The following is a 12,006-nucleotide window of genomic DNA, read 5'->3' on the forward strand; positions in this document are numbered from 1 at the left end:
CCCGAAACGGGAAGGCAGGGCGATGAAGAACAACTGCACGAAAACACTCCGAGGGTGGTCGCTTGCAACGGCCGCATTGCTGTCCGCGGGCGTGCAGGCCGGCGGGCACTTCGACGTCGATGACGCCGGCACGCTCGACCCCGGCCAATGCCAGTACGAAGCCTGGGCCAGTCGCGCCGGCAGCAATCCCGCCACGCACGGGCTGCACCTGGGCCCGGCCTGCCGCGTCGGGCCGGTCGAGCTGGGGCTCAATGTCGATCGCTTCTCCACCTCCGGCGAGCGGGCCACCACCTACGTCGGCCCGCAACTCAAGTGGACGTTCTACGACCAGGGTGCCGACGCCCGGGTTTCGGCCGCAATGTCGGCCGGTGCGACCTTCGATGTGACGCGCGGCGGTCGCGCCGGCGGACAACTCCTGCTGCCGGTGACTTGGCGCGCGCTCGACAGCCTGCAACTGCACGCCAACCTAGGCACCGACTGGGCCACCGGCACCGGCGTGCGCACTGGCCGCGGCGGCGCGCAGGCCGAATGGGCGGTCAACGACACCGTCTCGCTGATCGCCGAACGCAACCGTGCCTACGGCCTCTGGACCTCACGCATCGGCGCGCGCTTCAGCCTGACGCCGCTGATCAGCATCGACGTCAGCGCCGCGCGCACCGGCAGCGGTAGCGGTCGCATCAAGAGCCTGGTGATCGGGCTGAACCACGAGTTCAGCGTGCGCTGAAAAAGCGCCGCACCCCAGCGCCCCTCAGACCGCTGCGCCCTGGTCCGCATGCAGTTCGACGATCAGGCTGCGCAACCACTGGTTGGCGGGATCCTTGTGGTACTTCGCATGCCAGAAGATGTTGATCGAAATCTGCGGCAACTTCACCGGATGCGGCAGATACCGCAGATCGAAGGGCTTGGCCATGCGTTCGGCCAGGCGCTCGGGCACCGTCGCAATGAGATCGGTGGACTGCAGGATGTGGCCGATCGCCACGAAGTGGGGCACCTTCAGCTTCACCCGCCGCTGGGGTGAGCTGTTGTCGAGGATTTCATCGACCTGCCCATGGCCTGTTCCGGCCGATACGACAGCCACATGGTCGGCCGCGAAGAAATCCGACTTCAGCAACCGCTTCTTGTCGAGCGCATGGCCCTTTCTGAACATGCACATGTACTGCTGGACGAACAACCGTCTCTGAAAGAAGCCCCCCTTGAGCTGGGGCAGCAGGCCGATGGCCAGGTCCACGTGCCCGGCTTCCATCGCATCCTTCAGGTTGACGGCGGTGTTGCGCACCGTGCTGATGGAAACCTCCGGCGCTATCTCGTGCATGCGCCGCATCAGTTGCGGCAGGAAATAGATCTCGCCGATGTCCGTCATGCCGATGGAGAAACTGCGTTTGCTGCTGGCGGGGTCGAACGAGCTTCGCGCGTTGACGGCGCCATGGATCATTCCCAGCGCATAGCCGATCGATTCGGCCAGCTGGTCTGCAAAGGGCGTGGGCTGCATGCCGCTCGACGTGCGCAAGAACAGCTCGTCGCCGAACAGCTTTCGCAGCCGCGCCAGCGCGTTGCTGACAGCAGGCTGGCCGAGGCCGAGGTTCTCCGCCACCTTGGAGACCTTGCGCTCGATCAGCAACTGGTTGAAGACCACCAGCAGGTTCAGGTCGATGTCCTTGAGTTCCATTCCGGCTCCATCCACTATTGATCTCAATGATCTTTCGTATTGATCTCATTGCATTGACTGATTATCGGGCGCCGCCGACCATCAGGGCCACAAAGAGACAAACGAGGCAAGATGGAAATTCTGGTGCACCCCCTGCAACGTACGCTGAGCGTCACGCCGGGCGTCAATCTGCTGGAGGCATTGCGGGCCAACGACGTCCCGGTGTCTTACAGCTGCATGGCCGGGCGCTGCGGCACCTGCCGTTGCAAGCTGGTCGCAGGCCATGTGCTGGAGTCGGGCCGCGAGATGCAGCGGCCGCTCGGCGCACAGGATGAGTATGTTCTCGCCTGCCAGACCTTCCTCACCGAATCGTGCACCGTCGAGATCCCCGAGCCCGACGAGGTCGTGGTGCATGCCGCGAAGATCATCAAGGCCACCGTCGTCGCGCTCGAGGAGCAGACGCACGACATCAAGCGCATCCGCCTGAAGCCCGCCAAGCCGCTTGATTTTTCGCCCGGCCAGTACGCCCAGCTGCAGTTCACGCCGGACCACATCCGGCCGTATTCGATGGCCGGCCTGCCGGTCGACGGCGAGCTCGAATTCCACGTGCGCCTGGTGGCCGACGGTCGCGTCACCGGCTATATCGCGGACACGCTGAGCGTGGGCGACACCGTGCGTGTCAGCGGCCCGCTGGGCTCGGCCTACCTGCGCCGCAAGCACGAAGGCCCGATGCTCTGCGTGGCCGGCGGCACGGGCCTTGCGCCGATCCTGTCGATCATCCGCGGCGTGATCGCCGAAGGGATGCAGAACCCCATCCATCTCTACTTCGGCGTGCGGTCCGAGCGCGACGTCTACGGCCGGCCCTGGCTCGACGAACTCCAGCAGCGGCATCCGCAACTGCAGGTGCATGTGGTGCTTGCCTCGGGCCAGGCGCCCGGGTGCCGCACCGGCCTGGTGACGGAGGCGATCGCACGCGACTGGACGAGCCTCGAAGGCTTCCGCGCCTACCTGTGCGGTGCACCGCCCATGGTCGAGGCGACCACGCTGTGCGTCAAGCAGATGGGCGTGAAGCCCGAACAGATCTACGCCGACGCGTTCTACGCGAGCGGCACCTGACAACCCCCCAGGACTTCCTCATGACCGGCCACGCCCCCGATCCCGAATCCCGCCTGCAACGCAAGGCCTACTACGACCGCATCGGCGCGGACAGCATGACCCCGCTGTGGGAAGTGCTGGGCGCGCTGGTGCCGCATCAGCCCCGCTCGCCGGCCGTCGCGCACCAGTGGGCGTATGCCGACGTGCGCGACCGCGTGATGGAGGCCGGCCGGCTGATCAGCGCCGCCGAGGCCGAGCGGCGCGTGCTGATCCTCGAGAACCCCGCGCTGCGGGGCCAGTCCTGCATCACCCAGTCGCTCTACGCCGGCCTGCAGCTGATCCTGCCGGGCGAGGTGGCGCCGGCCCACCGGCACACGCAATCGGCGCTGCGGCTGGTGCTGGACGGCGAGGGCGCCTACACCGCAGTCGATGGCGAGCGCACGACCATGCGCCGCGGCGACTTCATCATCACGCCGGCCTGGACCTGGCACGACCATGGCAACACGGGCAATGAGCCGGTGGTGTGGCTCGACGGGCTGGACATTCCCATCGTTCGCTTCCTCGATGCGGGCTTCGCCGAAAAGAGCGACAGCGATTTCCAGGCGGTCGCGCGGCCCGAAGGTGACGCGCTCGCGCGCTACGGCAGCAACATGGTGCCGGTCGACTTCTATCAGGAGCCGGCCGACCCGACCCGGGTGTTCGTCTACCCGTGGGAGCGCACGCAGGCCTCGCTCAAGGCCATTGCCGGCGGCACGCCCGATCCGCACTTCGGCCACAAGCAGCGCTACGTCAACCCCGCCACAGGCCGCTCGCCGATGCCGACGATGGCCGCGTTCTCGCAGCTGATCCCGGCCGGCTTCGAGACCCGGCCCTACCGCTGCACCGACGGAACGGTTTATGTGTGCCTTGCCGGCAGCGCCGAAGTCAGCGTCGAGGGCAGCACCTTCCGCATGGCCGAGAACGATGTGCTGGTCGTGCCCTCGTGGCACAGCCACCAGTTCCGCGCCGGAAGCGAAGCCATTTTCTTCAGCTATTCCGACCGGCCCGTGCAACAGGCGCTCGGCCTGTGGCGCGAACACCGCGCCTGATTTCCTCCATTTCACCCAAGCCCACCATGAAATACGCCATTGCTCCCGCCACCATCCCGACGCTCGCCATCGCAGGCATTGCCGAGCGCTTCCCGGTCAACCGGATCTTCTGCGTGGGCCGCAACTACGCCGCACATGCGCGCGAGATGGGCAAGGACCCTGATCGCGACCCGCCGTTCTTCTTCATGAAGCCAGCCAACGCAGCGGTCGATGCCTCGGCGCCCGTCGACATCGGCTATCCGCCGAAGACGCAGAACTTCCATCACGAGATCGAGCTGGTCGTTGCCATCGGCACCGGCGGCAAGGACATCGCCGTGGGCGACGCGCTGAACCACGTGTACGGCTATGCCACCGGCCTGGACATGACGCGCCGCGACCTGCAACTCGACGCCCGCGACAAGGGCCGCCCGTGGGAATTCGGCAAGTCCTTCGCAGGCTCGGCACCGATTGGCGCGCTGTCCCGCGCGGCGGACGTCGGCCACATCGGCGAGGGCGCGATCAGCGTCACCGTCAACGGTGCGGCGCGGCAGTCGTCGGATGTCGCCAAGCTGATCTGGTCGGTGTCCGAGTGCATTGCCTACCTGTCCGAGTACGAGACGCTCGAACCTGGCGATCTGATCATGACCGGCACGCCCGAAGGCGTGAACGCGGTCGTGGCGGGCGACGTAATGCAGGGCGACATCGCCGGGCTGGCCGGCATCACGGTCAGCGTCCGGGCCTGAGCCGCCGGCTCCCCCACATCCACAACGCAGGAGACGAACGATGACCGCAACCACCGGTACCTTTCCCATCCAGCTCCATTGGGAATCCGAAGGCACGAGCCGGATTCCGTTCATGGCCTACACGGATCCGGACCAGCACAAGAAGGAGCTGGAGCGCTTTTTCTACACGAAGCACTGGAACTACGTCGGCCTCGAGGCCGAGATCCCGAACGCCGGCGATTTCAAGCGCACGGTCGTCGGGGAGCGCTCGGTGATCATGGTGCGCGACGCCGACGGCGCCATCAGCGTGGTCGAGAACGTCTGCGCCCACCGCGGCATGCAGTTCTGCCGCGAACGCCATGGCAACAGGAAAGAGTTTGTCTGCCCGTACCACCAGTGGAGCTACACGCTGCAGGGCGATCTGCAGGGCGTGCCCTTTCGCCGCGGCGTCAAGCAGGATGGCAAGGTCAACGGCGGCATGCCGGCCGACTTCAAGACCAGCGACCATGGCCTGAACAAGCTCAAGGTCGCCACGCGCGGTGGCGTGGTGTTCGCCAGTTTCGATCACGAGATCGAATCGCTCGAAGACTTCCTCGGCCCGGTCATCCTCGGCTATTTCGACCGGCTGTTCGATGGCCGCAAGCTGAAGATCCTGGGCTACAACCGCCAGCGCATTCCAGGCAACTGGAAACTGATGCAGGAGAACATCAAGGACCCCTACCACCCGGGCCTGCTGCACACATGGTTCGTCACCTTCGGCCTCTGGCGCGCCGACAACAAGAGCGAACTGAAGATGGACGCGAAACACCGCCACGCGGCCATGATCTCGACGCGCGGCAGCGCGGGCAAGGCGGAACAGGTCACGCAGGTGTCCAGCTTCAAGGAAAGCATGGCGCTGAACGATCCGCGCTTTCTGGACATCGTGCCCGAGCCGTGGTGGGGCGGCCCGACCGCAGTGATGATGACGCTGTTCCCGAGCGTGATCCTGCAGCAGCAGGTCAACAGCGTCTCGACGCGCCACATCCAGCCCGACGGCCACGGCTCGTTCGACTTCGTGTGGACGCATTTCGGCTTCGAGGACGACACCGAGGACATGACGCAGCGCCGCCTGCGCCAGGCCAATCTCTTCGGCCCGGCCGGCTTCGTCTCGGCCGACGACGGCGAGGTCATCGAGTTCTCGCAGCAAGGCTTCGAGCAGAAGCCCTACCACCGGACGATGGCCGAACTCGGCGGTCGCGAGGTCGGCGACACCGACCACATGGTCACCGAGACACTGATCCGCGGCATGTACGAATACTGGCGTGAAGTGATGGAGGCCTGAGATGAACGACCTGACCGACATCACGAAAGGCAGCAGTGCCGCCGCCACGCTCCCACGCATCGCTTTCGAGGACTACTTCGCCATTGCCCGGCTCTACGCCGACTATGCAATGGCTGTCGACTCCGGCAACTGGGATCTGTGGCCCGAGTTCTTCACGGACGACTGCATCTACAAGCTGATCCCGCGCGAGAACCACGAGCGCGGCTTTCCGCTGGCCACGCTGTTCTTCGAGAGCAAGGGCATGCTCAAGGATCGGGTCTACGGCATCCGCGAGACGCTGTTCCACGACCCGTACTACCAGCGCCACGTGGTCGGCGCGCCGGTGATCCACCAGGCCGAGCCCGATCGCTTTGAGGCCGAAGCCAACTACGCGGTGTTCCGCACCAAGCTGTCGCAGGAGTCGACCGTCTTCAACGTAGGCCGCTACATCGACGTGATCGTGCGCACGCCGCTCGGCCTGAAGTTCGCCTCGCGGTACTGCGTGTACGACAGCGAAATGATCCCGAATTCCATCATCTACCCGATCTGAAAAACCATGAGCGATACCCAATGGATTGAGGCTACCGCCGAAGACGGCGTGCCGGAAGACGATGTCATCGGCGTGCAGGTCGCCGGTCGCGACGTGGCGCTCTACAAGGTCGACGGCAGCATCTTCGCGACCGACAACATCTGCACGCATGGCCATGCGCGCCTGTGCGATGGCTTTCTCGATGGCTACGAGATCGAGTGTCCGCTGCACCAGGGCAAGTTCGACATCCGCGATGGCCGCGGCACCTGCGCGCCTGTCACCGAGGACGTGCGCAGCTACCCGGTGCGCATCGAGGCCGGCCGCGTGTTCGTGCAGCTGGGCGACTAGGCCGCTTTCTCGCAACCCCTGACCACTCCCCCCTTTCCCACCTACTTCCCACCGAGCCCACAACAATGACGACGAGACACACGATGAACTTCCGCAGCCCCGCCTTCGCCGGCCTGGCCGCTGTCACGCTGGCGATGGCCAGCCCCTGGGCCGCAGCGGCCACCATCGGCCTGATGGCGCCGCTGTCCGGTCCGGTCGCGGTCGTCGGCCAGGATCAGGTGGATGGATTCACGCTGGCGCTCGAGCAGCTCGGTGGCCGGCTGGGTGGCCAGCCAGCCACCGTGCTGAAGGAAGACGACCAGCTCAAGCCCGAGATCGGCGCCCAGATCGTGCGCAAGTTCATCGACAAGGACAAGGTCGATGCCATCGTCGGCCTGAGTTTCTCCAATGTGCTGATGGCCAGCCTGCCGCGCATCGCCGAGTCCGGAACGGTCGCCATCGCGACCAATGCCGGCCCGTCGCCGCTGGCCGGTGCGGGCTGCAAGGCCAACGTGTTCTCGACCGCCTGGCAGAACGACGGTGCCGCCGAGGCGATGGGCAAGTTCGCGCAGGACAAGGGCGTGAAAAAGGTCTACCTGATGGCGCCCAACTACCAGGCCGGCAAGGACATGCTGACCGGCTTCAAGCGCTACTTCAAGGGCCAGATCGTCGATGAGGTCTACACGCAGGTGAACCAGCCCGACTACTCGGCCGAGATGGCGCAGCTGCAGTCGGCCAAGCCGGATGCGTTGTTCGTTTTCTACCCCGGAGGCATGGGCGTCAACTTCGTCAAGCAGATGGCGCAGGCCGGCCTGATGGGCAAGCTGCCGCTGTACTCGGTCTTCACCGTGGACGGCACCACGCTGCCGGCGCTGCGCGACGCGGCCGTGGGCAGCATCAGCGGCGCGATGTGGGACGCCGCGCTCGACACGCCCGAAAACAAGAAGTTCGTCGCCGACTTCGAGGCCAGGTACAAGCGCACGCCGAGCGAGTACGCCGCCACGGCCTACGACGCAGCCCATGTCCTGAACATCGCGCTGGGCAAGGCCAAGCCCGGCGATGCCAAGGCGCTGGCCGCGGCCGTGAAGGCGGTCGGCAGCGAGTTCAAGTCGGTGCGCGGACCCTTTGCGTTCAACAACAACAACCTGCCGGTGCAGAACTACTACGCGTTCGAAACCGTCAAGAGCGGCGCCGGCGTGACGACCAAGCTCGTTGCCACGCCGCTGACCAAACAGGCCGACGCCTATCACGCGCAGTGCGCGCTGAAGTAACCCATGAACGCCACGATCCTTCTGGCGCAGCTGCTCAATGGCCTGCAGTACGGCGTTCTGCTGTTCCTGCTGGCGGCGGGCCTGACGCTGGTGTTCGGCATCATGAGCTTCGTCAACCTGGCGCACGGCTCGCTGTACATGATGGGGGCGTACTTCGCTGCCAGTGCGTTCCAGTTCACCGGTTCGTTCGGGCTCGCCGTGCTGGCGGCAATGGGCGGGTCGCTGCTGCTCGGTCTGGTGCTGGAGTTCGTTGCGGTCTCGCGCCTGTACCGGCGCGACCATCTCGACCACGTGCTGGCCACCTTCGGGCTGACGCTGTTCTTCAATGAGCTGGTGCGCATTGTCTGGGGTTCGCAGCCGGTGTTCCTGCAGGTGCCGGAGTTCCTGGGCGGCGCGATCGACATCGGCGGCTTTACCTACCCGGCCTACCGCTTCGCGATCATCGTCGTCGGCCTGCTGGTCGCCATCGGCTCCTGGCTGATCATCAACAAGACGCGCATCGGCATGCTGATCCGCGCCGGCGCGGTCAATCCGGCGATGGTGGCCGCACTCGGCGTCAACATCGGCCTGCTCAATGCGCTGCTGTTCGGTGTCGGCGCGATGCTCGCAGGACTGGCCGGCGCGATGGCCGGGCCGATCCTGTCGGTGCAGTCGGGCATGGGTGAGTCGGTGCTGATCACCACGCTGGTGGTCATCGTGATCGGCGGCATCGGCTCCGTCACCGGCGCGCTCTATGCGTCCCTCATCGTCGGCACCGTCGACACGCTGGGGCGTGCGTTCCTCCCCTTCATGCTGCGGCAGGTGACCGAGCGTTCCCTCGCTGATGCGGCCGGCCCCGCGCTGGCGTCGATGCTGGTCTACCTGCTGATGGCCGTGGTGCTGGCCTGGCGCCCGCAAGGCCTCTTTCCCTCGAAACGGTGATTGCCATGACTTCCCTCCTTTCGCGCCCCAGCAGCTGGGTGCCGATGCTGGTACTGGTGTTGCTGGCGACCGTGCCTTTCGTGGCGCAGGCCACCGGCCAGCAGTTCTATGTCGCGTTCTTCGCCCGCATCATCATCTATGCCATTGCGGCCTGCGCGCTCAACATCGCGCTCGGCTACGGCGGGCTGGTGAGCTTCGGTCATTCGCTCTTCCTGGGGCTTGGTGCCTATGCGGTCGGGCTTTCGTCCTTCCATGAAATCGGCAGCGGCTGGGTGCATCTGGCGCTATGCCTCGCGGTGTGTGCACTGGTCGCGCTGGTCACCGGCGCCATCAGCCTGCGAACCAGCGGCATCGCATTCATCATGATCACGCTGGCCTTCGCGCAGATGGGGTACTTCCTGTTCGTCAGCCTGAAGAACTACGGCGGCGACGACGGCATGTCGATCGCATTGACCAGCCGCTTCGGCCCGGTCGACCTGTCTTCCGCAAACCATGTGTACATCTGCGCCTTCATCGTGCTGGTGTTGTCGATCTGGTGGCTCGCCCGGCTGCGCGTGGCGCCTTTCGGCATGGTGATCCGCGGTGCCAAGCAGAATGCGCGCCGCGTCAATGCGGCCGGCGTTCCGGTGGTGCGCTACCAGTTGCTGGCCTATGTGATGTCGGGCATGTTGTGCGGCGTGGCCGGCCTGCTGCTGGCCAATCTCAACGCCTTCGCCTCGCCCAGCACGATGGCCTGGGCGGTGTCCGGCGAATTGATCGTCATCGTCGTCATCGGCGGCCTGGGCACGGTGTTCGGCCCGCTGATGGGCGCGATCGTTTTCCTCGGGCTGGAAGAAATCCTCAAGGGATTCACCGACCACTGGATGGTCATCTTCGGCCCGCTCATCGTCATCGTCGCACTGCTGGGCAAGAGCGGCATCATCGGATTGCTGCAGCGCTTCGATGCGCGCAGCAAGCCTGCGGCGCTGACCACCGGATCCGCCGCAGTGAAAGGGGCCGCGTGATGGCCAGCGTTCTTCGCACCGAATCCCTTACCAAACGCTACGGCGCACTGCTGGTCACCGACGCGGTGTCGCTCGACATCGCCGAGGGCGAGCTGCACGCCATCATCGGCCCCAATGGCGCGGGCAAGACCACGCTGATCAACCAGCTGTCGGGCGAGCTCGCGTCCGACAGCGGGCGTGTCTGGTTCGACGGCGCGGACGTGTCCGCCCTGCCGATCCACCAGCGTGCCCGGCGCGGGCTGCTTCGCTCCTACCAGATCACCTCGATCTTCGATGACTTCAGCGTGCTCGAGAACGCAAGCTTCGCGGCGCTCGGCGCACGCCGCAACGCCTTCAAGTTCTGGACGCCGATGCTCTCGGATCGCCAGGCGAGGCACGCCGCGGAGGAAGCACTGGAGGCCACCGGCCTGCGGCAGCACCACGGTACCGCGGCCGGCGACCTGGGCTACGGGGAGCGGCGCCAGCTCGAGCTGGCAATGAGCCTGGCCGCCGGCCCGAAGTTTCTGCTGCTCGACGAGCCGATGGCGGGCATGAGCGTGCAGGAGTCCACTGCCGTCATTGCGCTGCTGCAACGCCTGAAGCGCCAATACACGATCTTGCTGGTCGAGCACGACATGGATGCCGTGTTCGCGCTGGCGGACCGCATCACCGTTCTGGTCTACGGAAAAGTGCTGTTCACCGGCACACCGGATGAAATCCGCAACCACCCGGAAGTGCGCGCGGTCTACCTGGGTGAAGAGGAGGCTGCGGCATGAGTGCCTATCTTTCCGTCGAGGGCCTGCAGGCGTCATACGGCCAGGCGCAGGCGCTGTTCGATATTTCCTTCGATGTCGCCGCCGGGGAGGTCGTGACACTGCTCGGGCGCAATGGCATGGGCCGCTCGACCACGGTCAAGTGCCTGTTCGGCATGGTGCCGGTCGGTGCGGGCAGTGTCCGGGTCGGCGGCACGCGCGTCGACCAGTGGCCGTCGCACCGCATCGCGCGGCAGGGGCTGGCGCTGGTTCCCGAAGGCCGGCAGGTCTTTCCCAACCTGAGCGTTGAAGAGAATCTCGTGGCCACCGCCCGGGACGACGGCAAAGGCCGGGGCAGGCGCTGGGATCTGGACCGCGTCTACGCCTTCTTTCCCCGCCTGAAGGAGCGCCGCGGCAACCTCGGCTCGCAGCTCTCCGGTGGCGAGCAGCAGATGCTGGCCATCGGCCGCGCGCTGATGACGAACCCGCGCCTGCTGGTCCTGGACGAAGCGACCGAAGGCCTGGCGCCTGTCATCCGCAACGAGATCTGGCGTGCACTGGCCGAGCTCAAGCGCGACGGCCTGGCGCAGATCGTGATCGACAAGAACGTCAAGGCGCTCATGGGCCTGGCGGATCGCCACTTCGTTGTCGAGAAGGGTTGCGTCGTCTGGCAGGGCACGTCGGATGCCCTGCGCGGCCAGCCCGGGATCGTTCATCAGTACCTGGGAGTCTGAGCCTTGGAGCGCACGCTTTACACCTACTTTCGCAGTTCCGCCGCCTACCGCGTGCGCATTGCGATGAACCTCAAGGGCCTCGAGGCGAAGCACACCTTCGTGCACCTCACCCGCGGCGGCGGCGAGCAATTCGGCGAGGCCTACCGTGCGCTCAACCCGCAGGCGCTGGTGCCGACGCTGTGCGATTCGGGCGTGCGGGTCAGCCAGTCGCTGGCGATCATGGAATACCTCGACGAGGTCTACCCCGAGACACCCTTGCTGCCGCCCATGGCGGCCGACCGCGCCTTCGTCCGGCAGCTGTCGCTGGGCATCGCGTGCGACATCCACCCGCTCAACAACCTGCGCGTGCTCAAGTACCTGACCGGCACGCTCGAGGTGACGGAGGCCCAGAAGAGCCAATGGATCTCCCACTGGATTGCGCTCGGCCTCGAAGCCGTGGAGGCACAACTTGCGCAACGCAAGCAAGGCGGCGTCTTCTGTTTTGGCGACACGCCGACGATGGCCGACTGCTGCCTGGTTCCCCAGGTGTTCAGCGCGCAGCGGTTCAACGTGGACTTGTCGTCATGCCCGACTGTGTTGTCGGTCTTCGATGCCTGCGAAGCCTTGCCCGCCTTTGCCGCCGCCCACCCTTCGCGTCAGCCGGACGCGGAATGAGGATGG

General features: G+C 65.8%; 14 protein-coding genes. 13 read left to right on the forward strand and 1 reads right to left on the reverse strand.

Annotated features, from left to right (window positions below; all coding sequences use genetic code 11):
- Nucleotides 1–22: 22 nt before the first annotated feature.
- Nucleotides 23–724, forward strand: coding sequence for a PA4824 family protein (locus tag QTI05_RS13375; RefSeq protein ID WP_286621712.1), 702 nt, complete (start codon nt 23–25; stop codon nt 722–724).
- 24 nt (nt 725–748) lie between these two features.
- Here QTI05_RS13375 and QTI05_RS13380 read toward each other — a convergent pair whose 3' ends face one another.
- Nucleotides 749–1,666, reverse strand: a complete 918-nt coding sequence (locus QTI05_RS13380) for a LysR family transcriptional regulator (protein ID WP_286621713.1) — start codon at nt 1,664–1,666, stop codon at nt 749–751.
- A 111-nt stretch (nt 1,667–1,777) separates the two neighbouring features.
- Between QTI05_RS13380 and QTI05_RS13385 the strand changes: the two genes are divergently transcribed.
- From QTI05_RS13385 to maiA, 12 genes are all read left to right on the forward strand, one after another.
- Complete coding sequence (locus QTI05_RS13385) at nt 1,778–2,761, forward strand: 2Fe-2S iron-sulfur cluster-binding protein (protein WP_286621715.1); 984 nt, start codon at nt 1,778–1,780, stop codon at nt 2,759–2,761.
- A 20-nt stretch (nt 2,762–2,781) separates the two neighbouring features.
- Complete coding sequence (gtdA, locus tag QTI05_RS13390; protein WP_286539149.1) at nt 2,782–3,828, forward strand: gentisate 1,2-dioxygenase; 1,047 nt, start codon at nt 2,782–2,784, stop codon at nt 3,826–3,828.
- A 26-nt stretch (nt 3,829–3,854) separates the two neighbouring features.
- A complete protein-coding gene (locus QTI05_RS13395) occupies nt 3,855–4,550 on the forward strand; it encodes a fumarylacetoacetate hydrolase family protein (protein WP_286621716.1) in 696 nt (231 codons plus the stop codon).
- 40 nt (nt 4,551–4,590) lie between these two features.
- The gene (locus tag QTI05_RS13400; RefSeq protein WP_286621717.1) at nt 4,591–5,850 is read left to right on the forward strand and encodes an aromatic ring-hydroxylating dioxygenase subunit alpha; all 1,260 of its coding nucleotides are present in this window, start codon (nt 4,591–4,593) and stop codon (nt 5,848–5,850) included.
- Between the two features lies 1 nt (nt 5,851).
- Complete coding sequence (locus tag QTI05_RS13405) at nt 5,852–6,379, forward strand: aromatic-ring-hydroxylating dioxygenase subunit beta (protein ID WP_444812899.1); 528 nt, start codon at nt 5,852–5,854, stop codon at nt 6,377–6,379.
- A 6-nt stretch (nt 6,380–6,385) separates the two neighbouring features.
- Nucleotides 6,386–6,706: a non-heme iron oxygenase ferredoxin subunit gene (locus QTI05_RS13410; protein WP_286539144.1), complete on the forward strand. Its 321-nt coding sequence runs from the start codon at nt 6,386–6,388 to the stop codon at nt 6,704–6,706.
- Nucleotides 6,707–6,789: 83 nt separating this feature from the next.
- Entirely contained in the window at nt 6,790–7,956 is a 1,167-nt protein-coding gene (locus QTI05_RS13415) for an ABC transporter substrate-binding protein (protein WP_286621719.1), read from the forward strand.
- 3 nt (nt 7,957–7,959) lie between these two features.
- Entirely contained in the window at nt 7,960–8,877 is a 918-nt protein-coding gene (locus tag QTI05_RS13420; RefSeq protein ID WP_286539142.1) for a branched-chain amino acid ABC transporter permease, read from the forward strand.
- 5 nt (nt 8,878–8,882) lie between these two features.
- On the forward strand, nt 8,883–9,881 hold the full coding sequence (locus QTI05_RS13425; protein WP_286621720.1) for a branched-chain amino acid ABC transporter permease: 999 nt from the start codon (nt 8,883–8,885) through the stop codon (nt 9,879–9,881).
- Nucleotides 9,881–10,636 (forward strand): ABC transporter ATP-binding protein, encoded by a 756-nt coding sequence (locus tag QTI05_RS13430; protein ID WP_286539140.1) that lies wholly within the window; start codon nt 9,881–9,883, stop codon nt 10,634–10,636. Before QTI05_RS13425 ends, QTI05_RS13430 begins: the two co-directional genes overlap by 1 nt.
- The gene (locus QTI05_RS13435) at nt 10,633–11,346 is read left to right on the forward strand and encodes an ABC transporter ATP-binding protein (protein ID WP_286621721.1); all 714 of its coding nucleotides are present in this window, start codon (nt 10,633–10,635) and stop codon (nt 11,344–11,346) included. Before QTI05_RS13430 ends, QTI05_RS13435 begins: the two co-directional genes overlap by 4 nt.
- Nucleotides 11,347–11,349: 3 nt before the next feature.
- Nucleotides 11,350–12,000 carry a maleylacetoacetate isomerase gene (maiA, locus tag QTI05_RS13440; RefSeq protein ID WP_286621722.1) on the forward strand — a complete coding sequence of 217 codons (651 nt, stop codon included), beginning with the start codon at nt 11,350–11,352 and terminating at the stop codon, nt 11,998–12,000.
- Nucleotides 12,001–12,006: the final 6 nt, after the last annotated feature.

Origin of the sequence: Variovorax fucosicus, from assembly GCF_030316825.1 — a bacterium.
GTDB lineage: Bacteria > Pseudomonadota > Gammaproteobacteria > Burkholderiales > Burkholderiaceae_C > Variovorax > Variovorax fucosicus.

Excerpts from the sequence above, each read along its gene's own strand:
- QTI05_RS13410 (WP_286539144.1), top strand. The coding sequence starts at position 6,386 with ATGAGCGATACCCAATGGATTGAGGCTACCGCCGAAGACGGCGTGCCG.
- QTI05_RS13430 (WP_286539140.1), top strand. The coding sequence starts at position 9,881 with ATGGCCAGCGTTCTTCGCACCGAATCCCTTACCAAACGCTACGGCGCA.
- QTI05_RS13425 (WP_286621720.1), top strand. The coding sequence starts at position 8,883 with ATGACTTCCCTCCTTTCGCGCCCCAGCAGCTGGGTGCCGATGCTGGTA.
- QTI05_RS13415 (WP_286621719.1), top strand. The coding sequence starts at position 6,790 with ATGAACTTCCGCAGCCCCGCCTTCGCCGGCCTGGCCGCTGTCACGCTG.
- QTI05_RS13395 (WP_286621716.1), top strand. The coding sequence starts at position 3,855 with ATGAAATACGCCATTGCTCCCGCCACCATCCCGACGCTCGCCATCGCA.
- QTI05_RS13405 (WP_444812899.1), top strand. The coding sequence starts at position 5,852 with ATGAACGACCTGACCGACATCACGAAAGGCAGCAGTGCCGCCGCCACG.
- gtdA (WP_286539149.1), top strand. The coding sequence starts at position 2,782 with ATGACCGGCCACGCCCCCGATCCCGAATCCCGCCTGCAACGCAAGGCC.
- QTI05_RS13420 (WP_286539142.1), top strand. The coding sequence starts at position 7,960 with ATGAACGCCACGATCCTTCTGGCGCAGCTGCTCAATGGCCTGCAGTAC.
- QTI05_RS13385 (WP_286621715.1), top strand. The coding sequence starts at position 1,778 with ATGGAAATTCTGGTGCACCCCCTGCAACGTACGCTGAGCGTCACGCCG.
- QTI05_RS13380 (WP_286621713.1), bottom strand. The coding sequence starts at position 1,666 with ATGGAACTCAAGGACATCGACCTGAACCTGCTGGTGGTCTTCAACCAG.
- QTI05_RS13435 (WP_286621721.1), top strand. The coding sequence starts at position 10,633 with ATGAGTGCCTATCTTTCCGTCGAGGGCCTGCAGGCGTCATACGGCCAG.
- QTI05_RS13400 (WP_286621717.1), top strand. The coding sequence starts at position 4,591 with ATGACCGCAACCACCGGTACCTTTCCCATCCAGCTCCATTGGGAATCC.
- QTI05_RS13375 (WP_286621712.1), top strand. The coding sequence starts at position 23 with ATGAAGAACAACTGCACGAAAACACTCCGAGGGTGGTCGCTTGCAACG.